Origin of the sequence: Nitrospirillum amazonense, from assembly GCF_007828035.1 — a bacterium.
Classification (GTDB): domain Bacteria; phylum Pseudomonadota; class Alphaproteobacteria; order Azospirillales; family Azospirillaceae; genus Nitrospirillum; species Nitrospirillum amazonense.
On record NZ_VITV01000001.1, the window covers coordinates 728743 to 753026 of the forward strand.

14 protein-coding genes are annotated in these 24284 nt (G+C 67.6%); 7 read left to right on the forward strand and 7 right to left on the reverse strand.

The window, feature by feature from the left end:
- Positions 1-59: 59 nt before the first annotated feature.
- Positions 60-1307 carry an aspartyl/asparaginyl beta-hydroxylase domain-containing protein gene (locus FBZ87_RS03090; protein WP_211106825.1) on the forward strand — a complete coding sequence of 416 codons (1248 nt, stop codon included), beginning with the start codon at positions 60-62 and terminating at the stop codon, positions 1305-1307.
- 10 nt (positions 1308-1317) lie between these two features.
- Here FBZ87_RS03090 and FBZ87_RS03095 read toward each other — a convergent pair whose 3' ends face one another.
- Positions 1318-1920: a TetR/AcrR family transcriptional regulator gene (locus FBZ87_RS03095; protein WP_145608883.1), complete on the reverse strand. Its 603-nt coding sequence runs from the start codon at positions 1918-1920 to the stop codon at positions 1318-1320.
- A gap of 202 nt (positions 1921-2122) precedes the next feature.
- Between FBZ87_RS03095 and FBZ87_RS03100 the strand changes: the two genes are divergently transcribed.
- Genes FBZ87_RS03100 through FBZ87_RS03110 form a run of 3 tightly spaced genes read left to right on the forward strand, consistent with a single transcriptional unit; the run spans position 2123 to position 6356 of the window.
- Positions 2123-3619, forward strand: a complete 1497-nt coding sequence (locus FBZ87_RS03100; RefSeq protein ID WP_145608884.1) for an efflux transporter outer membrane subunit — start codon at positions 2123-2125, stop codon at positions 3617-3619.
- A gap of 27 nt (positions 3620-3646) precedes the next feature.
- Positions 3647-4834 carry an HlyD family secretion protein gene (locus FBZ87_RS03105; RefSeq protein WP_145608885.1) on the forward strand — a complete coding sequence of 396 codons (1188 nt, stop codon included), beginning with the start codon at positions 3647-3649 and terminating at the stop codon, positions 4832-4834.
- A 10-nt stretch (positions 4835-4844) separates the two neighbouring features.
- Complete coding sequence (locus FBZ87_RS03110; protein WP_145608886.1) at positions 4845-6356, forward strand: DHA2 family efflux MFS transporter permease subunit; 1512 nt, start codon at positions 4845-4847, stop codon at positions 6354-6356.
- A 126-nt stretch (positions 6357-6482) separates the two neighbouring features.
- On the opposite strand, the gene FBZ87_RS03115 is transcribed toward FBZ87_RS03110, so the two are convergent.
- The 4 genes from FBZ87_RS03115 to FBZ87_RS03130 all read right to left on the reverse strand — a co-directional run bounded on the left by FBZ87_RS03115 (position 6483) and on the right by FBZ87_RS03130 (position 15838).
- On the reverse strand, positions 6483-8630 hold the full coding sequence (locus FBZ87_RS03115; protein WP_186454541.1) for a TonB-dependent receptor: 2148 nt from the start codon (positions 8628-8630) through the stop codon (positions 6483-6485).
- A 518-nt stretch (positions 8631-9148) separates the two neighbouring features.
- Positions 9149-9685, reverse strand: coding sequence for a hypothetical protein (locus tag FBZ87_RS03120; protein ID WP_145608888.1), 537 nt, complete (start codon positions 9683-9685; stop codon positions 9149-9151).
- A gap of 180 nt (positions 9686-9865) precedes the next feature.
- Positions 9866-12826: a TonB-dependent receptor domain-containing protein gene (locus tag FBZ87_RS03125; protein WP_246134206.1), complete on the reverse strand. Its 2961-nt coding sequence runs from the start codon at positions 12824-12826 to the stop codon at positions 9866-9868.
- 564 nt (positions 12827-13390) lie between these two features.
- Entirely contained in the window at positions 13391-15838 is a 2448-nt protein-coding gene (locus FBZ87_RS03130) for a TonB-dependent receptor (protein WP_211106826.1), read from the reverse strand.
- A gap of 616 nt (positions 15839-16454) precedes the next feature.
- Here FBZ87_RS03130 and FBZ87_RS03135 point away from each other — a divergent pair.
- Positions 16455-20063, forward strand: coding sequence for an ATP-binding protein (locus FBZ87_RS03135; RefSeq protein ID WP_145608889.1), 3609 nt, complete (start codon positions 16455-16457; stop codon positions 20061-20063).
- A gap of 60 nt (positions 20064-20123) precedes the next feature.
- On the opposite strand, the gene mbfA is transcribed toward FBZ87_RS03135, so the two are convergent.
- Complete coding sequence (gene mbfA / locus FBZ87_RS03140) at positions 20124-21080, reverse strand: iron exporter MbfA (RefSeq protein ID WP_145608890.1); 957 nt, start codon at positions 21078-21080, stop codon at positions 20124-20126.
- A 241-nt stretch (positions 21081-21321) separates the two neighbouring features.
- Between mbfA and FBZ87_RS03145 the strand changes: the two genes are divergently transcribed.
- The gene (locus FBZ87_RS03145) at positions 21322-21972 is read left to right on the forward strand and encodes a LysE family translocator (protein WP_246134207.1); all 651 of its coding nucleotides are present in this window, start codon (positions 21322-21324) and stop codon (positions 21970-21972) included.
- A 146-nt stretch (positions 21973-22118) separates the two neighbouring features.
- Positions 22119-23177 (forward strand): tetratricopeptide repeat protein, encoded by a 1059-nt coding sequence (locus tag FBZ87_RS03150; protein ID WP_145608891.1) that lies wholly within the window; start codon positions 22119-22121, stop codon positions 23175-23177.
- A gap of 62 nt (positions 23178-23239) precedes the next feature.
- Here the strand turns inward: FBZ87_RS03150 and FBZ87_RS03155 are convergent, their stop codons facing one another.
- Positions 23240-24277, reverse strand: coding sequence for a hypothetical protein (locus FBZ87_RS03155; RefSeq protein WP_211106827.1), 1038 nt, complete (start codon positions 24275-24277; stop codon positions 23240-23242).
- Positions 24278-24284 lie beyond the last annotated feature (7 nt).

Genomic DNA, 24284 nt, shown 5'->3' on the forward strand with positions numbered 1-24284 from the left:
ATTGCGGCCAAAGTTGTGCTGCCATGGCGGTGTTAAGGCGCCTACAACGGGGAGCAACGATGCAGCCTGATGTCCCAGCCCAGCGGTCCAATGCGGCCGCCATGGCGGCCATGAAATCAGGCAATTACGCGAACGCGCACGCCATCCTGGAAGAGGCGCTGCGCCAGTCGCCCGGGGAATTGCCGCTGTGGCTGAATCTGGCGGCGGCCCGCCGCGCCATGGGCCGCCACGCCGACGCGCTGGCGGCGGTGGACCATGTGCTGACGGTGGAGCCTCGGCTGTTCATGGCTTTGCTGATGCGGGCGTCGCTGCTGCAGGCCTTGGGCCGCAAGCGCGAGGCGGGCGAGGCCTACGGCGTGGCCGTGGCCCTGGGCGAGACGCAGCAGAATTTGGATCCGCCGACTCAGCGGGCGCTGGACCAGGCACGCAAGGCCCACGCCGCCCATGTCCAGGAGATGGCCGATTTCCTGCGCCCGGTGGTGGACCAGGGTGCCGCGCGGGGCACCAGCGCCGACGCCCGGCGCATGGCCTTCTTCACCGACCAGGTGCTGGGCCGGCGCAAGGTCTACACCCAGCAGCCGACGCATTATCACTATCCCGACATGCCGGCGATCGAGTTCTACGATCGCGAGGAATGCCCATGGCTGCCCACGCTGGAGGCCGCCACGGCCGACATCCAGGCGGAATTGGCGGCCATTCTGGCCGACGAGGCGCTGGCCGACGCCTTTATGCCCTACATCGACTATCGCGATGGCCTGCCCCTGGACCAATGGGCGGAACTGAACCGCTCCCCACGGTGGAGCGCCTTTCACCTGCTGCAGCACGGCCTGCCGGTGCCCGGCAACGCCGACCGCGCGCCCAGGACCATGGCCGTGCTGGAGCAGATGCCGCAGCCGCGCATGATCCGCCGGTCACCCGCCGCCATGTTCTCCGTCCTGAAGCCTCGCACACGCATCCCGCCGCATACCGGTGTCGCCAACACCCGCCTGGTGGTGCACCTGCCCCTGGTGGTGCCGCCGGGCTGCGGCTTCCGCGTGGGCAACCAGACGCGGGAATGGAAGGTGGGGGTGGGTTGGGCCTTCGACGACACCATCGAGCATGAGGCCTGGAACGACAGCGACCAAGTGCGGGTGGTCATGATCTTCGACATCTGGAGCCCGCGCCTGTCGGCTGCCGAGCGTGACTTCATCGCCCACATCATGGCGGCTATAGACGATTTCCAGGCGCAGCAGCCCGTGTCCGTCGGCGGTTTTGGCGCCGCCCCCTTGACGCCCAAGGCGGCGGGTGGCGGCTTCTCCAGCCTGTGACGCGGCCAGGTCAGCCGGCGGCGTAGGCGCGCAGGAACACGTCCACCGCCGAGTCCGCCGCCGTGTCGATGGCGGCGGGACCAGGCTTCTCCTTGGCGTCCAGCATGACCAGGTCCACGTGCTCGGCCTCCACCAGGCCACGGAAGTGGGCGGCGGCGCGGTCGGCGTCCGTCCGGCGCAGGCGGCCCCGGTCCATCAGAACGGTCAGATAGGCGGCGAACTTCGACCAGCCCACCTTGGGGCCGTTCTCATACAGCAGCCGCCCAACCTCGGACCGCGCCGCTTCCGACACCGCGATGCGGCGGATGGACATGGCCCAGGGCGACAAGACGAAGCGCAGATAGATGCGGCCCAAGCGGGTCAAGGTTTCCCGAACGTCGTCGTCGGGGTTCAGCGCCTCGAACGAGGCTTGCTTCATCTCCGCCGCGGCATGCGCCATGACGGCTACGAACAGTTCCTCCTTGGACCGGAAATAGCTGTACAGCGTGGCCTTCGACCCGCCGACCCGCGTCGCCAGCTCGGACATGGAGGCGGCGGCGAACCCGACCTCCTGGAATAGGGCGCCGGCGGCGTCCAGGATGGCTTGGCGGCGGGCTTCGGTCTTCACCTTCATGATGGCGCGCGTTCCTAAAGGCTGGCCAGCCGGCTGGATTTGGTGGGCCGTGGTCGATGGCGGCGACCATGCCCGTACGGTTCCGCGACGGCAAGGCGTAACATTTCATAACTAAACCGTACGGTACGTTTATGGCTTGACCAGATCGCCACGCAAGCCCATAAAACCAAACCGTACGGTTTATTTATGCCAGTAGGCCCTCATGTCCGCCCCCGCTTCCCTTCCCAGCCGCCCGTTGCAGCGCCTGGGCGTTTCCCTGTGCCTGTCCGCAGCACTCCTGGGCCTGTCCGCCTGTGCCTGGGTACCGGAGGTGGGCCCGGCGCCCGCGCCGCGCGCCGCCGCCGGCTTTGCCACACAAGCCAGCTTTGCCCCTTCCTCTCCCGCCATCGCCGCAGTCGCTTGGCCGCAGGATCGGTGGTGGGCCGCCTATGGCGACGCCCAACTGGATGCGCTGATCGAGGAAGGGCTGGCCGGCGCGCCGGACCTGGCGGCGGCGGCGGCGCGGCTGCGCAAGGCCGAGGCCCTGGCCGACCAGGCGGATGCCGCCCTGCTGCCGAGCGTGACCGCCAACGCCCAGGTGACGGAGGACAAGCAGAGCTACCGCTACCTGTTCCCGCCAGCCTTCGTGCCCAAGGGCTATCACGAGGTGCCGCGCGCCACCCTGGACCTCAGCTATGACTTCGATTTCTGGGGGAAGAACCGCGCCAGCCTGGCGGCCGCCACCTCGGACGCCGAGGCGGCGCGGGCGGAGGTGGCGCAGGCCCGCCTGACCCTATCGGCCGGTATCGCCGCCGCCTACGCCGACCTGGCGCAGCAGGCGGCCGACCGCGACGCCGCGGCCGAGGCGGTGGACGTGCGGGTGCGCAGCACGAATCTGGTACGCCAGCGGCGGGAGAACGGGCTGGAAACCCTGGGCGCTGTCCGCCAGGCGGAAGCGCGCGAGGCGGCAGCCCGGGGTGACTTGGCCGCCCAGGACGAGGCCATCGCCCTGACCCGCAACCGCCTCGCCGCGTTGATGGGCGCCGGGCCCGACCGGGGCCTGTCCATCCAGCCGCCGGCCGGCGCCAGCCTGAAGGCATTCGGCCTGCCGGCCAACCTGGCGGCCGATCTGCTGGGCCGCCGTCCCGACGTGGTGGCCGCCCGCCTGACGGTGGAGGCGGCGGCCAAGCGCATCGCCGTGGCCAAGGCCGCCTTCTATCCCAACGTGAACCTGGCGGCCTATTTCGGGGTGCAGACCCTGGGCCTGAACGCCCTGACCAAATCCGGCGCCACCATCGGCAGCGTCGGCCCGGCCGTCAGCCTGCCCCTGTTCGAAGGCGGGGCGCTTGCCGCCCAGTATCGGGGTGCCCGGGCCGACTACGACGCCGCCGTCGCCGATTACGACGGCACGGTGGCCAAGGCACTGCAGGACGTGGCCGACGCCGCTGCCAGCGCCCGCGCGCTGGAAACGCGGCTGACCCACGCCCGCGACGCCATGGCCGCGGCCGCCGATGCCCATCGCATCGCCACCGCCCGGTACGAGGGCAAGCTTTCCACATACCTGGACGTGCTGACGGCGGAGGACACCCTCATCACCGACCGTCGCGCCCTGGCCGATTTGCAGGCCCGCGCCTTCACGCTGGACATCGCCCTCATCCGCGCGCTGGGCGGCGGCTATCAGGCCGCGCCCGCCGCTCCCCAAACCGTCGCCGCCCGCTGACCCGCCGCGCTCCCGAGGATCATCCCCATGTCCACCCCGTCCCGCACCCCCGCCGCCGAGGCGGCCGAACCCTCCTCCGTCCATGTCCTCGCGCCGGCCGCCAGGAAGCCATCGCCCCGGCGCCACCTTTTCGCCGGCCTGGGCGCCGTCGTCCTGCTGGCGGGCTTGGGTTATGGCGGCTATCGCCTGGTGACGGGCGGTCGCTACGTTTCCACCGATAACGCCTACGTCAACGCAGACGCCGCGCAGGTGACCTCCTCCGTCGATGGTACCGTCCGGGCCGTGCCGGTGGTGGACACGCAAAGTGTGAAGAAGGGCGACGTGCTGGTGCTCATCGACGACACCGACGCGCGCATCGCCCTGGCCCAAGCCCAGGCCCAGCTGGGCCAGGCGGAGCGCCGGGTGCGCGGCTACTTCGCCAATGATGGCGCCCTGGCCGCCCAGGTGGCGGCGCGCGACGCCGACGCCGCCCGGGCCGAGGCGCAGCTGACCTCCGCCCAGGCCGATTATGATCGCGCCCGGGTGGATTTGGACCGGCGCCGGGCGCTGGCCGCCTCCGGCGCCGTGTCGGGCGAGGAACTGACCAGCGCCCAGAACGCCTTCGCCACCGCCACCGCCAACTTGGCCGTGGCCAAGGCGGCCCGGGCCCAGGCCGCAGCCAACCGCGCCGCCGCCCAGGGCTCGCAAAAGGTGAACACCGTGCTGATCGCCGACAGTGACGTGGCCACCAATCCCGAGGTCATGGCCGCCCGCGCCCGGGTGGAGCAGGCCCAGGTGGATCTGGGCCGCACGACGGTGCGGGCCCCCTTCGACGGCGTCGTCGCCCGCCGCCAGGTGCAGGTGGGCCAGCGGGTCAAGGCCGACACCATGCTGATGAGCGTGGTGCCGGTGGGCGAGGCCTATGTCGATGCCAACTTCAAGGAGGTGCAGCTGGCCCATGTGCGTCCCGGCCAGCCGGCGGAGCTGACGGCCGACCTTTATGGCGGGGGCGTCGTCTTCCATGGCCAGGTCGCCGGCCTGGCCGGTGGCACCGGCTCCGCCTTCGCCGTCATTCCGGCCCAGAACGCCACCGGCAACTGGATCAAGGTGGTGCAGCGCGTGCCCGTGCGCGTGGTGCTGGACCCCAGCGAGCTGGCGATCCATCCCCTGCGCGTCGGCCTGTCCATGAACGTCACCATCGATACGGCGCCGACTGGCGCCGCCGGCAAGCGCTGAGGGACCGCCCATGAGCAGCGCCGTCTCCGACGCCGGGGCGCCCAAGACCCTGGCCGGCGGGCAATTGGCCGTGGCGGCGCTGCTGCTGGCCGCCGCCAACTTCCTGGTGGTCCTGGACACCACCATCGCCAACGTCTCGGTGCCCAACATCGCCGGTGGCCTGGCCGTTTCCTCCAGCCAGGGCACCTTCGTCATCACCTCCTACTCGGTGGCGGAGGCGGTGACCGTGCCGCTGACCGGTTGGCTGGCCGGCCGCTTCGGCACCGTGCGTACCTTCGTCATCGCCATGCTGGGCTTCGGCATCTGCTCCGCCCTTTGCGGCTTCGCCCAGTCCCTGGGCATGCTGGTGCTGTTCCGGGTGTTGCAGGGCCTGGCCGGCGGGCCGCTGATGCCCCTGTCGCAGACCCTGCTGCTGCGCGTCTTCCCCAAGGAAAAGGCGCCGTCCGCCATGGGCATCTGGGCCATGACCACCCTGGTGGCGCCCATCCTGGGGCCCATCCTGGGCGGCACCCTGTGCGACAGCTGGGGTTGGCCCTTCATCTTCTACATCAACGTGCCCATCGCCATCCTGTGCGCGGCGGCCTGCTGGGTCCTGCTGAAACTGTTCGAGACGCCGACCGTTCGCCCCCGCTTCGACCTGGTGGGCCTGATCTTGCTGATCGTCTGGGTGGGCGCCCTGCAGATCATGCTGGACGAGGGCAAGGACATGGACTGGTTCTCCTCCACCGAGATCGTGGCGCTGGCCATCGTCGCCGCCATAGGCCTGGCCGCCTTCCTCATCTGGGAACTGACGGAGGCGCATCCGGTCGTGGATCTGAAGGTCTTCCGCCATCGCGGCTTCGCCATGGCGGTGCTGACCATCAGCCTGGGCTTCGGCGCCTTTTTCGGAGCCACCGTGCTGACGCCGCTCTGGCTGCAGAGCAATATGGGCTACACCGCCACCTGGGCCGGTTACGCCACGGCGGCCACCGGCATTCTGGCGGTCATGGCGGCGCCCATGGTCGCCAGGATGTCGGCCAAGGTCGATCCGCGCCCGCTGGTGTTTTTCGGCCTGATGTGGCTGGGCCTGGTCACCTTCTACCGCAGCGGCTCCAGCACCGACATGACCTATGGCCAGATCGCCTTTCCCTTGCTGTTGCAGGGTCTGGGCATGCCCTTCTTCTTCGTGCCTCTCACCGGCCTGGCGCTGGCCAGCGTGACGGTGGAGGAAACCGCCTCGGCGGCGGGCCTGATGAACTTTCTGCGCACGCTGTCGGGCGCCTTCGCCACCTCCCTCGTCAACACGCTGTGGGAGGATGGCGCCACCCGCAACCGGGCTGAACTGGCGGATTTGCTGCGTCCCGGCCTGGTGGGTCCCGACCTGTCCATCCAGCAGTTGGACCGCATCGTGCAGGGCCAGGGTGTCATGCTGGCCACCAACCAGATCTTCCTGGGGGTGGCCATCGCCTTCGGCCTGTCGGCCCTGGTCATCTGGCTGGCACCCAAGCCCACGCGTGTGGCCGACACCACCGGGGTGCACTGAGGCGGGCCCCCAGTCGCCGGCGCCCACAGCTTGGCCAAAGAAAAGGCCCCGCCCGGCGTGCCGTCCGGGCGGGGTCCAGGTTCGGGGCCGTCAGTCATCGCCCCCGGGGAAGATCAGCCTGGGGCTTTAAAACGTATATGTGGCCTTCAGCCCGAATTCGCTGCGGTCGTTGTTGCGGATGATCTCGGTGAAGCCGGCGAAGGCGTCATCCAGCCGGCCCACGTCGTAGCGTTTGTTGAAGATGTTCTCGCCATACACGGCCGCCGTCCAATGGCCCTGGGCCGGTGTGTAGGCGATGTTGAAACCGAACAGGCTGCGCGACTTGATCAGGTTGTAGCTGTCGTTGGCCGATTGCCCGTATTCCTTGCCGCGATAGGAATAGTCGATGCGGGCGTCGATGGTGCCGCTCTCCAGGAACAGGTGGTACTGCGGCGCCACCGACAGGGTCCACTGCGGGGTCAGCGCCGGGGTGAAGCCGACCTTGATGGCGGTGGCGTCGCTCGGTACCGCCGTGATCTGGGCGTCGATGAAACCGACGGAGGTCTGGATGTCGAAGGCCCTGCTCAGCTTCAGCGTGCCCTCGACCTCGAAGCCCTTGGCCTCCGACTGGCCGGCGCTCTCGATGCGGGTATTGAAGCCGGTGGCCGATGGCTGCGACACCTCCAGCGGCAGGTCGGTGTACTCGGTGTAGAAGCCCGACACGTTCATCTGCAGCAGGTCGAAGAAGACACCCTTGATGCCCGTCTCGTAATTGGTGGCGAAGGTGGGGTTGAAGGCGGTGAAGTAGCTGGGCCCGTTGAAAGGCCGGGGCGGGAAGCCGCCGCTCTGGTACCCGCGGGAGATGGTGGCGTAGGCGGCCACGGACTTGGCGATGTCATAGGTGGCCGACACGTCCCAGGTGGTGGCGCTCCACGACTGGCTGCGGTAGACGCGCGAAGGATCGGTCCAGCTGTCGAACTGGGCGCTGGCGTCCTTATGGTCATCGGAATAGCGGGCGCCGGCCGACAGCTTCAGATCGTCCAGGATCTTGTAGCCGGCGTGGGCGTAGACGGCGTAGCTGCTGGTCGTCTGCTTCAGGTCGAAATAACCGCTGGGGCTTATGTAGACGGTGGGACCTGAATTGGTGTTGCCCTGCTCATCACTGGCATAGGCGCCGATGACGAAGTCCAGCTTGCCGTATTCGCCGTTCAGCTGCGGTTCCACCGAATATTGCCGGGCGAAGCCGCGTTCCGGATAGGATTCCAGGTCCAGGTAGGTCTGATCGTCGTCCAGGCCGCCGGTGTAGTGGGTATAGCGGAAGCCGCCCAGCACCTTGGCCGTCAGGTTCTCATTCAGCTCCCAGTTGGCGGTCAGCGAGGCGCCGCGGTTCTGGATGGTCTGCTTGAACAGTTCCGCGTGATTGGAATTGCTGTCGTCCGGGTTGGCCGGCAGCAGGCTTTCGCTCAGGCCCAGGGTGCCGGTGAAGAAGCCGTTGGGGTTGTTCACCTCCATGGTGGTGGGCGTCTTGCCGTAGATGCCGTTCATGGCGTCCAGGGTCAGCAGCAGCGAGAAGGTTTCCGAGGCCTGCAGCTTGGCGGCCGCGCGGCCCGATACCTCGTTGATCTCGCCCACATCCTCGGGCGCGTTCACCTTCAGGGCCTGGCCGATCCCGTCGCGGCGGTTGACGGCGGCGGTGAAGGACACGGCTAATTTATCGGTGACCTTGGTGTTGGTGTAGACGTTGGCCTCGACCCGGGCGCGGCTGCCCACCTTCAGTTCCGCCTTGGTCACCTGCTCGTCGCCCGGCTGGGCGGTGATGATGTTGACGGCGCCGCCGATGGTGTTCTTGCCGTAGAGCGTGCCCTGCGGCCCGCGCAGCACCTCCACCCGCTCGATATTGGCCAGGGTCAGGTTGGACCCCATCTGCCGGCCCAGGTAGACGCCGTCGACATAGACCCCCACGCCGGGGTCGGTGGTGATGATGTGGTCCTGCAAACCGATGCCGCGGATGAAGATGGCGGCATGGGCCGGGTTGCCCACGCCGAAGCGGTTGATCTCCAGGTTGGGGACGTACTTGCCCACGTCCGCCAGGTTTTCCATGTTGCGCTGCTGCAGGTCCTCCGCCGTGAAGGCGGAGATGGCGGTGGGCGTCTCGGTCAGGCTTTCCGCCCGCTTGCGCGCCGTCACCACGATTTCCTGGAACACCGAGTCGTCGGTGGCGGTGGCCGCCGTTTGCGCCTGGGTGCCGCCAGCCAGCAGGGCGGCCGCGCCACCCGCCAGAAACGACGTCAGCATGGCGCGCATCTTCTTTTGATCTTTGCCCGTTATAGGAACTGCCCTGTTCGACATTGTTGTCCCCGTCTTTCGTGATTGGATTTGACGAAAGCAGGCTCGATGGATTCCGCCCGTTTTATTGTGGGGCCGTTTTATTGAGAGGCCCTTTTTGCCGTGGTTGGGCGGGGCGATCGTTGACGAGCCCCGAACCTACCCGCCCCGAGGCCCGCGGGCGGTTTGCCGCGCCTGTCGTTCCTGGGATGCCATCAGCATCGGCGCAGCCTGGGGTTGCGGCAACCATTTTCTGACCGAATGGTCAGGTTTGGCACAGCCAGGCGCTGGGCGCATTCCATTCGCGCTTGCCAATGCCCCTGTGTTCCGCGCCAGAGGTATGCCGGATGGTGTAGAGGGTTGATTGTGCGGGTTCGGTCCGGGCCTGGCGCTGAATGGCCATGCCCCCGAGTCGGCATGCGGAAAGGGCGGCCATGAGGGCCGCCCTTCGAAATACACGATGTAATGACTGAGGTGCTGATGGACGGTCAGCTCACGCGCGTCGCCTTCGCCGGCCGGCTGCGGCCCACCACCATAGAGTAGCTGCCGAACAGGCCGTGCATGACGCGCACCTCGTCGCCCGGCTTCGGGTCGAAGGTCAGCGCCTCCTTGCTGACCCAGGTTTGGCCGTTGGCTAGGGTCACGGCGAACAGGCGATAGGGCAGGGCCACCGACGAGGCGACCGTGGAATGCATCTCCTCATCCTGTTCGGCATCGTCCTTGGCCTGCTGCTCTTCCGTCCGGGGCAGCTTTTCCTTGCCGAACCGTGCCGTGGGATCCTCCGGCACGGCGGGCGCGGTTGGGGTGGCGTTGGCAGTGGCGGCGTTGGGAAGGGGGGCGGCCGGGGCGTTGGCTGCGGCGGCGGCCAAGGCGTCGTAGCAGGCCAGACGCTGGGTGGCGTCACCAATCGCCCGGCAGGAGGCCAGGCTCTCGGCGGCGCGGGCCGGCTGCGGGGCGGCGGGTGCCACGGCCAAGGCCAGCAACAGGGTGGCGGCCGTCAGCGACGGCATCTTCTTGAACGACATGGTCCGGGATTCCTAAGGCGTGATCCGTGGGCGGCAGTGTGCCACGGCTTTACACCGGGCGGAATAGCGACGGCTGTCGCCCAGGGTCAAGCAACCATCGCCAACGCATTGAATGGAAAAAGAAAACGGCGGGCCCCGGGGGACCCGCCGTCTCTGGACTGAAGGCTATGCCGTGTTCGATTAGAACTTGGCGGAAGCCTGGAAGAAGAAGTAACGGCCCAGGCTGTCGTACACCTGAGAATAGGTGTTGCCGTTGATGAACGAGGAGTTGCCGTTCACCTGGGTCGTGACCAGCGGCGGATCCTTGTCGAAGACGTTGTTCACGCCGCCGCTCAGGGTCAGCCAATCGCTGACCTGGTAGGAAGCCGAGAAGTCGAAGTAGTCGTAGCTGTCGATGTGAGCCAGGCCGGGGATGACGGAACCGTTCAGCGTGGCGTTGCTGCTGGTCCGTTCCCAATCGGCGCCGCTGATGTGGCGCCAGTTGACCGACATGGTCGCATCCCACGGGGTTTCCCAGGTCATACGGACCTTGTGACGCCACACCGGCAGCGGCGTGGAGCAGGTCGCGCCGTACAGGCCGGCGCAATCATAGCCGTCCGAGCCCGGCAGGGCCTGGGTGACGAAATCGATCAGATAGGTGCCGGTGAAGTTGAAGTTCAGGGCGCCCAGCTTCTCAATGCCGATGTCGGCCAGGTCCAGACGGTAGTTGGTGTTGAAGTCGATACCCGACGTCTCTTCGCTACCGGTGTTCTGGTTGGTGTTGGTGACGTAACCCGTGGTGCCCAGCCACAGCGAACCGGTCGCCGAGCGCTTGATCAGCGGGCAGTAGAAGCTGGTGTTAACACCGGTCAAGCAGTTGGTCATGATCAGATCGGCGCCGATGCCGCTGATCAAGCCGTCGATCTTGATGTTGAAGTAGTCGGCCGAGAAGGTCAGGTCCGGCAGGAAGGTCGGGGTGATCACGGCACCCACGGTCAGGGTGTCGGCCGATTCCGGCTGCAGGTTCGGATTACCACCTTCCAGGTCGTTGTACTGGCCAGCGGGGTTGGCCGTGATGCGACCGTATTGGGCGGCCGTCACGCCGGTGTTGGCGCACTGGGCAGCGGTCGGGGCGCCCTTGGCGGTCATGTCACCAGCACAGGGGTCGTTGGACAGGCCCAGGGCCACGCCCGACGGCGTGAACAGTTCGACCACGTTCGGGGCGCGGACGGCGTGGTTGAAGCCGGCGCGGAAGCGGACGTCCGAGGTCGGGGCCCACTCACCACCCACCTTGTAGGTGTCGGTCTTGCCCGAGGTGCTGTAGTCGGAATAGCGGTAGCCGCCTTCCAGGTTCAGGTCCTTGACGAAGGGCTTGTCCTGGACCAGCGGGATCTTGACTTCCATGAAGGCTTCACGGACGTCGTAGGCACCGGCCACACCGTGGGTCGGACCGCCCTGGCCCGCCAGGTCGCCGCTGTCGAATTCCTGGTCGACCTTCAGGGTCAGCTCTTCACGACGGTATTCCGTACCGAACGCGATGCCGACGCCATGGCTGGCCAGCGGGCTCTGGAAGCCGTAACGGCCCAGATCGCCGCTGATGGAGACATCCACCACGTCCTGGACGGTCGAGCCTTCCTTGAAGCCCGGGGTCTGCAGGTAGCTCAGCGCGGCCGGGTCGATGGCGGTGCTGCTGCTGAAGATGTTGTAGGGCACGCAGCCAGCGGCCACGGCGGCGGAGTTGGCGCAAACCAGCTTGCCGCTGCTGTCGGTCGTGGCGTTCAGCGCCTCGGCCGTGCGGGCCAGCGAGAAGTCGTTCTTGTAGGTTTCCGACAGGATGACGGTGCTGCGCTGGGCATAGGCGTCATAGCTCCAGCCATCCCACAGGTCGCCCTTCAAGCCGACCAGTTCGCGGTAGGAGGTGTGACGCAGATCGTCGATACGGCCACCGCCTTCGACGTTACGGCGCAGGATGCTGACGTCGGCGGTGCCGGTCTTGGCGGAGATGGCGTTGCCGCACAACAGGGAGGACTCGCTCGCGGACAGCAGGGGGCTGTTGCAAGCGATGGTGAATTCCTGTCCGAAGATGCCCGACGGGGCGATCTGGGCGACCGTGTGGTCGTCGTGGAACATGAATTCGGTGTAGACCTGGACGTGCGGGTTGAAGTCGTAGTGACCGAAGAAGCCTGCGGAATAGCGCTGGTCAGGACGCTGATAGTAGTTGTACGGCGCGTAGTTGAACGCGTCGGCCGAGGTGTAGTCGCGCAGGCTGGTGCCGCTGACGATGTAGTCGCCGCTGTTGGGGCTCTTGGCGTCGATGTTGTTGTCGATGATCTGGGCCGGGGCCGTGGTGCCCGAGCCGCCGCACGAATAGGCGCCCTTGGCCGAGACACTGATGGCGCAGGCGCTGTAGTCGCGCTTGTCCTGAGTCACCGCCATTGTCTTGCGATAGTCGGCGTAGACGGTGATGTTGCCCTTGCCGTCGGGGGTGTTCACGCCCAGCACGCCGGAGTAGGTGCGGGTGAAGCCGTCGGTGACGTCGTCTTCCGGCAGGCCGAAGTTGCGCGCCTTGACGGCGTTCTGGAACTTCGTGGCGTCGTTGTTGTGCTGGTAGAAGCTGTAGCTGATGTCAGCCTTGGCGCCTTCGAAATTGTCGTCCATCACGAAGTTGACGACGCCGGCCACGGCGTCGGCGCCGTACACGGCCGAGGCGCCGCCGGTCAGCACGTCAACGCGCTTCACCAGGGCTTCGGGGATTTCGTTCAAGTCGGCGGCCGGGTTCAGCGGCGAACCGGCGGGCATGCGGTGACCGTTGACCAGCACCAGGGTACGGGACGCACCCAGGTCGCGCAGGTTGACGGTGGCGGTACCGCTGGAACCGTTGGAAATCATGCTGCCCTGGCCGGCGAAGGCCTGGGGCAGGTTGTTGATCACGTCTTCGATGCGGGTGGCGCCCTGCAGCTTGATTTCCTCGCTGCCGACGCTGGTCACCGGGCTGATGCCGGCGGACGAATCCGTCTTAATACGCGAACCCGTGATGACGATTTCCTGCAGATCGTCGGCGGCCGCCGCGGCGTAGGCCGTCGTCGACATCGTGAGGGCGCACACGCCAAGGGCGGCGCCCGTCAGCAGCGACTGACGGATCCTGCTCTCAAATCCCTTCATGTAGTCCATCTCCATTTCGGATTGGTTGTTCCCCGTTCGGCGCCGCCTGGGCGTGTTTCCCGGCCTCTGGCGGCAGCTCCCCAGTCCGCTTCTGCCCAGCGTTCTGTTTGGCTTGGGAGGAAGTTTTCCGATCACGTTAGCAATGCGTCAACGACCCAAGGGGTAGGGCGGCCGATTCCGTGCATGTCTGTAGCTTTTTGGTTACACTTAAGCGATAAACTTGCGCCAAAAATGTTGAAATTGGACAAAAATAACCAGGCGACAGAATGAGCTGTCCGACACACATCTGTTGCAAATTAAAAACCAAACGGTAACAGCGACAAATTGCATCGTTTCGCGGGTGGGGACGGGGCCCGCGCCGGGGCCGCTGCCGAATCAGTAGGCACTACCGCCCATTGCCCAAAGAGCGGGCGGCGCGTTCGCGCCCGACGAGAAAATCCGTCTTATCGCGCGCCTTATACATTCCCCGGTGTTCCGCGATGAACCAAAGAAAAAGGGGCGACCCGAAGGCCGCCCCTTTCGCATTGGGCCCGGCGGCTCGCAGACCGCCGGAGGAACGCGCGATCAGAACGAGGTATGGATGGTGCCCATGAACGTGCGCGGGGCGCCAACCTGGTAGAACGGCAGGCTGCTCTTGCCGGCCACCGTGGCGATCGAGGTCGAGGACGAGATCGTGTTCAGGTAGCGGCGATCGAACAGGTTGTTCACGTTGAACTGCAGGTACGTGCCCTTGAAGCCGCCGGCGTCCGGCAGATCCAGGCGGGTCTCGAAGTTGGCGACGAAGAACGGGGTGGTCCATTCGTCGTTCACGTCGGTGGCGGCGCGGGTGCCGGTGTACTTGCCTTCGATGGAGGCCGACAGGATGTCCAGCGGCTTGTATTCGACGCGGCCGGCGGCCATCCACTCCGGCGTGTCCACCAGCTGCTTGCCGGACGTGTTGTAGACGTAGCCCGCCGGGCCGGCCAGGTTGTTCTTCACTTCGGAGTGCGTGTAGCTGCCCGAGGTGTAGAAGTTGACCTGATCGGTGATGGCGAAACCGGCCTCGATCGAGGCGCCGTACAGATCGACGCGGCCCAGGCTGCGGTCGATGGTATTGTTGGCGTCGTTCGGGTCCAGGGCGGACACGATGCGGTTGATGTAGCGGGTGTACCAGCCGCTGACCGAGGTCATCAGCCAGTTGGTCTGGAAACGCTCGCCCAGTTCGAAGTTATAGGTCTTTTCCGGATCGACGATGCCCGGCTGGTCGGTCTTCACGCCGTACAGGTTGTCGGTACGCGGCGCGGAGAAGCCTTCCGAGAACTGGAAGTAGACCTGGTGTTCCGGCGTGATCTGGTAGACGACGCCCAGGCTGGGCAGCGGATCGCTGAAGTCCTTCGTGCCGGTGAACGGCGTCCGGTACAGGTTGGTCTGCGTGATCGTCGGGTTGGTGGTGCAGTACTGGTTGCTGCTCAGTGACGCCACGTTGGTGGAGGTGCTGGTGTAGGTATAGCAGTACTGGTTCAGCTCACGGTGGAAGAAGGGCAGGCGCAGGGCCGGCACCACGGTCAGCTTCTGGTCCAGGGCCTTGAACACGTATTCCAGCGACGCCTGGTTCAGCTCGGCGATGGAGTAGCGGTTGCGGGCTTCCAGCTGCGAGCCGTCGGCGGCGTAAATCTGGCCGGAGTTCTTGCCACCGAACACGTCCAGCGGGGTGCCGTCGGCGCCGATGTAGCTGAAGTCACCGGTCTGACGGTGGCGGCCGTAGTCCAGGGTATAGCCGACGCGCAGGCGGTTGTTGTCGTCGATGTCCCAGATCAGGGAGGAGGTGACGCCGCTGCGGAAGGTGTTGGTGTTGCTGGGGGCGTACAGCAGCACGGTGTCCAGCAGATCGCCGTCGCCGTTCAGGTCCACGCCCTTGGCGGTCTTGCTGGTGCCGATCAGGCGGGGGTCGGTTTCCTTGATCGAGGTGGTGCCGCCGCCGTTGGCCAGCGTGTACTGGAAGTACGGGTCGACGGTCAGCATGACGTCGTCGGACAGGTGGAAGCGCGATTGGCCGCGGATGTTGCCCGTGTTGGACGGGTTCACGCGCACATTATAGTAGTTGCTGTCCGTGCTGGGGACGGTATCGGCCTTGCCGTTGACGGCCGTCTGCGGCACCCAGGTGTTGTTGTAGTCGGCGAAGTAGTTCGAGGCGAACGTCGCGCGGCTGTTGGTCTGGTACGAGTTGTTGCGGTTCTCGTTGTAGTGGGCCGCGACCGAGATGAAGTCGCCGCCACCCAGATCCTCATAGATACGGGTGTTGAACTGCTTCTTCTGCAGGCTGCCGTAGCCCTTGAACTTGTCGTAGTCCTGGTAGGACGCGGCCAGGAAGGCCGAGGTGCGGTTGCCGGGGCCGAAGTCGCCGGTGTCAAGCACGGTGAAGATGCGCTTGTAGCTGTTGCTGCCGAAGCTCAGCTTGCCTTCGACGCCCAGCTCGTCCAGCGGCTTGCGGGTCTGGACGTTGATGGTGCCGCCGGTGGCCGACGCGGTCGGGCTGTCGACGTCGGTGGTGCCGATGTTGACGGTGGCGCGGTTCACCAGCTCTTCATCGATGACCTGGTTGGAATAGATGGCGTAGTTGCCGGTGTCGTTCAGCGGAATGCCGTCGAAGGTCAGCGAGACGCGGTTGCCGTCGAAGCCGCGGATGCGGATGTTGCCGCCGGAGGAGCCGTAGGCGTCGTTGTTGGTGAAGTTCACGCCCGGCAGCAGGTTCAGGCTGGCCAGCACGCTCTGGCCCGCGGTCTGCGTGGCCAGGTATTCCTGCGTCACGGTGGAGCGAGACTTCGGGGACGTCTCGGCCTGGATCAGGCCGGCGATGTTGGGCTGCTTGCGCGCGCCGGTGATGACGATCTCATCCATTTCGGACGCGGTGGACTGCGCCAGGGCCGGAGCGACCCAGGCGGTGGCGGTCGCCAGGGCGACCATGCCCGTGCCAAGCTTCAGGAAAGTGGCGTAGCGGCGCCCCGGCGCCTGCGCGCGATTAAGCTTCTTCATCGATTGCCCCCAGAATTTGGATCGTTCGTCGTTCGGTCAGCCACACACCCGTCCGCACCCGTTCGTTCAGCCAGGTGAGGCCGTGTCGGGCGCTTTATTCCCTTCTTCGTATTACAACACCATTACAGAGGCGCGGCCTTCTTGCCCAACTCCCACCAAAACGCGCCGATTTGCCCCTAACTGTGGCCGTCAAAGCACATGTGATACGGGCGGCGCGACAAAGTGCAGCGCAGCTTTTTTGCGCAGAAATGGTCAAAAAATAATTTACTATCAATAAGATGAATATTGACGCACATGCGTCCACCATCTGTGTCGGGGCAAGTGTTGCAGAATGATGAAATCTTGACCTGTTGATCAGGAATTCGGGCGAATCAGCGCCGTGGGCGGCGGCGCGGCCGCCAGTCCGGCCGGCGGGGCCCGGTATGTCCGGAACGGCATGGTGGAATGACGGGACCTTCCTACCACCCAATCGCCAGTCTCGCGGCGGGCGCCGCTCTTGGCGGGGGCGGCGCCCGGCCCTAATATAGATATTGGTATGCCTTCCAGGGGCTTGCCGGCCAGGGCTTGCCGGCTGTAATCGGGGGCGGTGCATGCGGCGCGCGGACGGTGAGGGGTGATGCGGCTACCGGGACTGCGCAGCAGGCTGCTGTTGCTGCTGGTGGCCGTCATCGGCGCCATGGCGGCCCTGATGGTGGTGGAAGGGCAGTCCAGGCGCCAGGCGGCGGTCATGGCTGCCCAGGCCCACGTGCGCATCCTGACCCAGGTGGCGGAGGAGGAACACCGGGTGCTGGTGGAGCAGCTTGGCCATCTGGTGGAAACCGTTGCCCTGCAGGAGGTGGATCTGTCGGCCGGCGACTGCGCCGGCGACCTGGTCCGGCTGAAGGCGGCGGAGCCGTGGATCGCCAACGTCTTCCTCTCGCGGCCCGACGGCACCACGATCTGCGCCTCCACCGGCAACCCCCCGGCCGCCCTCAATGTCAGCGACCGCCCCTATTTCCAGGAGGCGGTGCGCACCGGCCGCGCCACGCTCAGCGACTACATGATAGGCCGCACCACGCAGGCCCCCATCTTGGCCATGGCCCGCCCCATCCTGGGTCCGGATGGCCAGGTCAAGTCCGTGGCCCGGGCCAGCATGCGGCTGAACTGGGCCGGTCGCCTGGCGGCCATGGCCGCCGACATGCCCAATGGCCTGTTCGCCATCGTCGATGCCAAAGGCGAGGTGCTGGTGCGCTTCCCCGCCCCGGCCCAGGCACCCGCTGCGGCGGCACCCCTTCCGGTGGAGCCCCAGGCGGACGGCGCGGCCGCCCCGCTGGGGAACACCCCGTCCGGCGCGGTCCTAACCGGCCAGCGGCTGGACGACGCCCTGGTTGCGCAGCTGTTCGCCCAACCCACGGGCACGCTGCTGTCGGCAGGGCTGGATGGTGTGCCGCGCATTATCGGCTTTGGCACCCTGCAGGGCATCAATGCCCGCGTTGTGGTCAGCCTGCCCCGGGCCGAGGCGGTGGGTGAGGCGGACGATGATTTCTGGCGCAGCATGATGGGCCTGGCGGCCGTGGCCGCCGCCGCCCTCCTGCTGGGGATCTTCGCGCTGGAAACCTCGGTCATGAGTCGCCTCGGCACCCTGACCCGGGTGGTGGAGCGGATCGGCCGGGGCGAGCGGGGGGCGCGCGCGCCGGAACGGGCGTCGGACGCTGAATTCGCCGTGCTGGCCCGGGCCATCAACACCATGGCCCATAACCTGGAACAGGGCGCCACCGACCTGGCGGAGCGCGAGGTGCGCTTCCGGGACCTGATCGACGTGTCCACCGATTGGTACTGGGAGGCGGATCCGGACCGCCGGCTGACCTATGTGTCGCCCGGCGTGCGGTCCATCGGCCTCGATCCCCTGCGCATGGTGGGTCAGAAGCAGATCGGCGGCCTGACCCCCACGCCCGAGACCGCCGCCGCCCTGGCCGGCGGTGCCGACAAGCAGGAATTCCGCGACCTGCGCTATGTGGTGAGCCACCCCAGCGGCAGGCGCTACCACATCGTATTGTCGGGCCGCCCGCTTTATGACGCCGACGGCGCCATCCGGGGCTGGCGCGGCGTCGGCCGCGACATCACCGCCCTGGTGGAGGCGCGCGACGCGCTTGAAGAGAGCGAGGCCCGCTTTCGCTTGTTGGCGGATCGCGCCAGCGACATCATCCTGCTGACGCGGCCCGACGGCACCCGCCTCTACGTTTCCCCTTCCGTGGAACGCATCCTGGGTTACGGCGTGGCGGAATTCACGCAGCTGCCCCTGTCGGATCTGCGCCATCCGGACGACCATGCCATCGACGCCACCCTGGACGCGCTATCGGCGGCGGCCTCGCGGGCCGGTTCCGGCGCAGCCGGGGCCATGGCCGACGGCGACCTTGCCAGCGGCGTTTCCGCCCGCTTCCGCCTGCGTCACAAGGACGGCCGCTGGATCTGGCTTGAGACCATCATCTCTCTCACCCGGGGCGACGACGGGATGCCCCTGCTGATCTCCGCCGCCCGCGACGTCACCGAGCGGGTGCGGCAGGAGGAGGAGTTGCGCGCCGCCCGCGATACCTTGACCACGGCCGCCGCCGAGCTGGAGCAGGCGCGCCGCGTGGCGGAAGACGCCAATGCCGCCAAGTCCGCCTTCCTGACCGCCACCAGCCATGAAATCCGCACCCCGCTGAATGGCATCATCGGGGCCGTGCAGCTGCTGGCGGCGGAGCCGCTGGCGCCCCTGCAGCGCGACCTGGCCGCGATCATCCGTGACAGCGCGCAGACCCTGTTGCTGCTGGTGGACGATCTGTTGGACCTTTCGAAGCTGGAGGCCGGGCGGGTGGACCTGGTGGCGACGGACTTCCAGCTGGCCGCGGTGGTGACGGAGGCCGCGCGCCTGATGGAAGGCCAGGCCCGGGCCAAGGGTCTGGCCCTCAGCACGCGCATCGCGCCCGAGGCGGCGGCCACCTTCCGCGGCGACGCCCGCCGCCTGCGCCAGCTGCTGCTGAACCTGCTGGGCAATGCCGTGAAGTTCACCGACAAGGGGCAGGTCCAGCTGACGGCCGAGGTGGTCGAAGGCGCGCCGGTGGGGAACGCGGGCCGCCCGCGCGACGTGCGCGTGGTGCTGACAGTGCGTGACACCGGCATCGGCATGACGGCGGATCAGCAGGCGCGGCTGTTCAACCGCTTCGTCCAGGGTGACGACAGCATCGCCCAGCGCTATGGCGGCAGTGGCCTGGGCCTGTCCATCTGCCGCGAACTGGTGACCCTGATGGGCGGCACCATCACCCTGGACAGCTCACCCGGCCAGGGCAGCACCTTCATCATCGACCTGACCCTGCCGCGCCTGCCCGGCCAGGCCGCAGCCGAAGCGGCGCCGCTTCCCTCCGCCCCGCCCCCAGCCCCCCCGCCCAGACGTGGCGCTGGCCGCCGCGTGCTGGTGGTGGAGGACAACAGCATCAACGCCCGCCTGACGGAGATGATGCTGCGCACCGAAGGCTACGCCGTTGAATTGGCCAGCGACGGGGCCGCGGGCGCCACTATCGCCTTGGGCCAGCCGCCGGTGGATCTGGTGCTGATGGATATCCAGATGGCCGGCCTGGACGGGCTGGAGGCGACGCGCCGCATCCGCGCGGGCGAGCCGCCGGGCCACCGCGTGCCGGTCATCGCCATGACCGCCAACGCCATGGTGGGCATGCGTGAGGAATACCTGGCCGCCGGCATGGACGACTACGTGTCCAAGCCCTTCGACCAGGGCCGCTTCCTTGACCTGGTGGCCCGCTGGACCGGTGGGGCCGCCGTGTCGGCGGTCCCTGGCGCGACGGAGGGGCCACAGCCCATGGCCGGCCCCAGCGACGGCTTTCCCATGGCCGACCAACCCCTGTTCGATGGCGAGCCGCTGGCTAAATTGGTGGACCTCGCGGGGCGTGATGGCACGGTGGACATGGTGCGGGAGTTCGTCAGCTTCGGACAGGCCCGCATCGCCCGCACCGCCGGCCTGGTCACCGCCGGCAACCTGCCCGAGGCGCGGCGCGAGGCGCACAGCCTGATCTCCACCGTGGGCAATCTGGGCCTGCGCCGCCTGCAGTACCTGGCGCAGTCGCTGGAGCAGGCGTGCATCCAGGACGACGCCGAAGAGGCGCGCCAGCTGGTCGCCGCCATCGTCGGCGTGGCGCCGGCATCCTGGGCCGCGCTGGCCCGCGACTATCCGGTGCCCATCGCCGCGGCCTAGCTGTGTAGTTTCTTCAGATGCCGGCGTCCCATCCGGGGGCGCCCGTGTCTGAGAAGCGCGTCACGCGCTTCCGATCAAAATCCCCGTCGCGAACACCAGCAGGCCGCCGATGATGACCTGGAAGGCGGCGGCCAGGAAGGTCGTGTCCATGTAGCGGTTGCGGATCCAGGAGATGACGCCCAGTTCCACCACCACAACGGCGGCGGCGGCGGCCGTGGCCGTCCAGAACTGGGGGATGAGATAGGGCAGGGTGTGCCCCAGGCCGCCCACGGCGGTCATGATTCCGCAGACCAGGCCGCGCAGCCAAGGGCTGCCCCGGCCGGTCAGGCTGCCGTCGTCGGACAGCGCCTCGGCGAAGCCCATACTGATGCCGGCGCCCACGGCCGAGGCGATGCCCACCAGGAAGGTTTGCCAGGTGTCGTGGGTGGCGAAGGCGGCGGCAAACAGCGGCGCCAGGGTGGAGACGGAACCGTCCATCAGCCCCGCCAGGCCCGGCTGCACCACCTGCAGCACGAACAGGCGGCGTTCCGACGCGTGCTCCTCCTCCCGCACCTGAGGCGTCACCAGGCGGGACTCCAGCTGCTCCGCCCGGGCCTCATGGCGGCGCTCCTCATCCGCCAGGTCGCCCAGCAACTGGCGGATGGCGGCGTCGGTGGAGCGGCGGGCCGCCCGGGTGTAGAAGCGCTTGGTCTCCGCCTCCATCAATTCGGCCTGCTGGCGCACTGTCTCCAGCGACAGCGGGCGGATCAGCCAAACCGGCTTGCGCTGCACGAAACCGCGCACGTCCTGGCGGCGGATCAGGGGGATATGCTCGCCGAAGCGCTGGCGGTACAGCTCGATCAGGCGGTGGCGATGGCCGTTCTCTTCGGCTGCCAGGGCGTTGAAGACCTTGGCGCTTTCCGGAAAGTTCTCGCGCAGGCCGGTGGCGAACTCGTCGTAGATGCGCGCGTCCTCCTCCTCCAGCGACACGGCCAGCGCCAGCAGCTCCTGTTCGGTGAGGTCGGAGAAGTCCTTCATGGGGATGGCCTTGCGCAGGAACGGGGAATGCCGGGAAGACTAGCCAAGTCATGGCGCCCGTCAACCCGCCGCGTGCGTGGGCAACACGGGATATACGAGTAATAATAATGAGTTGCGCTTGCTGTCCCGAGATGGACGCCATGGCATGGCAGCATGGGCTCCCTGCGCGCGATCCCCCTCATCAGCCGGGGTCTTCCGCGTTAAACTCCCGCCCCACTCCATCCTTCGAGGACGCCTGGGCATGTTGAGCTGGCAGACCCTATCGGCCTTCGCCGTCACCTGCTTCTTACTGTCGGCCACTCCCGGCCCGAACATGCTGTTCGCCATGGGCATCGGCCTGCGCCATGGCGTGCGCGCCGCGGCCTGGGCGGGGGCGGGCATGTGCCTGGCGCTGGGCGCCATGGCCGGCCTGTCGGCGGTGGGCATGGCGGCGCTGCTGCAGGCTTCCTCCACCGCGTTCATGGTGGTGAAGGTACTGGGCGTGGCCTACCTGCTGTACCTCGGTGTCCAAGCCTGGCGGGCGGACCCGAAGGAGACGCTGCGCGCCGAGGCGGACGTGGAACAGCGGGGGGAGGCCGTACGTCCCGCCGACGCCAGCGCTCACCGACTGCTGCTGCGCGGCCTGCTGGTCTGCGGTTCCAATCCCAAGGCGCTGATCTTCATGGCCGCCTTCTTCCCACAGTTCATCGACGCCGCCCAGCCGCTGACGTCGCAGCTGGTCCTGCTGACCGTGCTGATGGTGGTGATCGAGTTCGGCTGGATCCTGACCTACGCCATCGGCGGGCAAACCCTGGCCAGCCGTCTGCAGACGCCCAAGGCCGCCCGCCAGCTGAACCGCCTCACCGGCGGCTTGCTCATCGGGGCTGGCGGCGTCCTGGCGCTGATGCGCTGACTGGATCCGCGCCAACGGGGTGTGCGCTGACTGGCGGCTATCGTGCCCGTGTAAAGCTGGGTCGCTTGCGGATCCGCGTCCATGGCCTACAGTGGGCGCGGGACCGGCTTGCGGTTCGTCCTGGGTATCATCCATATCGGGGTGTCATGCGTTCGCGTCGTCTTTCCGCTTCCGTCGCCGCCGCCGGCTTGGCCGCGTCCCTGCTGTCCGGCTGCGCCTTTTTCGAGGGTGACGACGATACCGCCCCCGCCAAGCCCGGCGACGGCCTGCTGTCCCGGTTGGCCCAGGGCCCTGAGGCCCCACCCGCGCCGGCGTCCGCCCAGCCTGCGGGTTCTGCCCAGTCAGTGACGCAGGCGCCCGCCGCCTCGCCGGCCGCCCCGATCAATGTTCCCGTCCTGCCGGCTCCGGCGGTACAGGCGCCTCCCGCGCAGGCCGAGCCGGTCCAGACGCCCGATACCATTATGCCCGGCGCGCAGGGCCGGGCGGGTCAGATGGCCATGTCCACCCTGCCGCTGGACGGCCACATCAATCCCCCCGTCGATCCGCCGGACGCGCAGCGGCTGGTGGCCCAGGCCGACGCGCAGATGGAGGATAAGAACGGCAAGGGACCGTCGTCGCAGGACATGGCCTCCGCCCTGGCGCTGTTCGACCAGGCCATGGCCCGCGGCAGCCTGAAGGCGCGCGAGGCGCTGGCGGTCTATTATTACTACGGCCGGGGTACGGCCCGGGATCCGCAGAAGGCGGCGCAGGTGGTGAAGCCCGCCGCCCAGGCCGGCCTGGGCATGGCCGCCCTGATCTACGGCCAGTTGTACAACAACGGCAGCATCCCCGGCGGCGGCGCCGGAGAGGCGCAGTACTGGTACAACATCGCCCGCCGCGCCGGCTGCGCCCCCTGCATATCCAGCCACCAGGAATTCCTGAACAGCATCGAGGCCAAGCTGAACCTGCCGGCCAGCAAGGGGCAGGGGGACCTCGCCAGCGACCCCATCGTGCTGGCCGGCATCACCGATAGCGCCGCCGGCACCAAGCGCGAATACACCACGCTGGGCATCCTCTATCCGGGCTGGAAGCAGGTGGAACAGCGCCAGCTGACGGAAAACGACCATGTGCTGGACCAGTTCACCCTGGAAAACGCCCAGCAGCGACGCGTGCGCGTCTATTTCGACGCCACCGGTTGGGGTAAGCCGGCACCCAAGGCCAAGTAGGAAGCCGGCCCACCGGATGCTGCCGCCCGGAACCACGAAATCCGGCCGAACACGAAGCCCGACTATTGATTCCAGGCGCGGCGCAGGGCCTGGCCGCAGGCCATGCTGGCCAGATACGCCTTCGGCGCCATGACCTCGCGCGCGATCAGGCCATAGGTGCGGCGGTCGGCGCTGATCCAGGGATAGAAGCCCATCATGCCCGGGCTGCTGAAGGCGCCGTCGCCGCCGGGGCCATCCTCCACCCAATGGTTCAGGCTGTAGTGCCAGGGCTGGGGCAAATCCGGCGCCTGCACGGCGGCGCAGTCGGGCCCCTGGGTGCAGACGGGGTGGCTGCCCAGCAGGTCATGGATGCGCAGATGGCCGGACACCACCTTGCGCAGGAAGGCACCATAGGCGGCCGGGCTGGCCTTCAGGCCGCCGGACACGCGGGGGGCGGCATAGTCTAGGTGCAGGTCCGGGCCCAACACCCGCCGCACCTCCGCCGCCAGGCCGTAGCGATCCAGATCGCCCAGACCCAGGGTGGTGGCCAGATACTGGTCGTGGCCGCCGTTATAGCTGAACCGGCCTTGGTGCTCGGCATTCCGCAAGCCGTTGCCGCGCCGGTCCAGGCAGGCGGCCACGGTGTGGGCGGCGAAACAGGCCAGCGGGTTGAAGTTGTCATAGCCGGACCGCATCTCCAGCGCGTCTAGCTGATCCGGCGTCAGCTGGCCGCCCACCCGCTCCACCACATACGCGGCGAAGACCAGCTTGCTGGCGCTGGCCACCTGCAAGGGCTTGTTGGCGCTGTAGCGGCTGCCCCGGGTGCCGCTGGCCAGGGTCCCGCTGCCGTCGCCGATCTCCCAGTAAAAATCGCCCATTTCCCGGCAGGCGGCGTCGGTGCTGGCCGCCGCCGCCACGGCCGCGCGGCGGCGGGCCAGACCATGATGGGGGTCGGCCTTCTGGTACGCCTGGGTTTGCGGGGCATCCACCGGGACGGCATGAGCGACCTCCGGCGAGGCTGGTGACGGGGCCGGCGATTGGGCGCTGGTCCCGGTGGCGGTCATCAAGGCGGCACCCGACAGGCCTGCCGCCAGGGCGGCCGCCCGCCATTTCACCGTCATTTCCAAC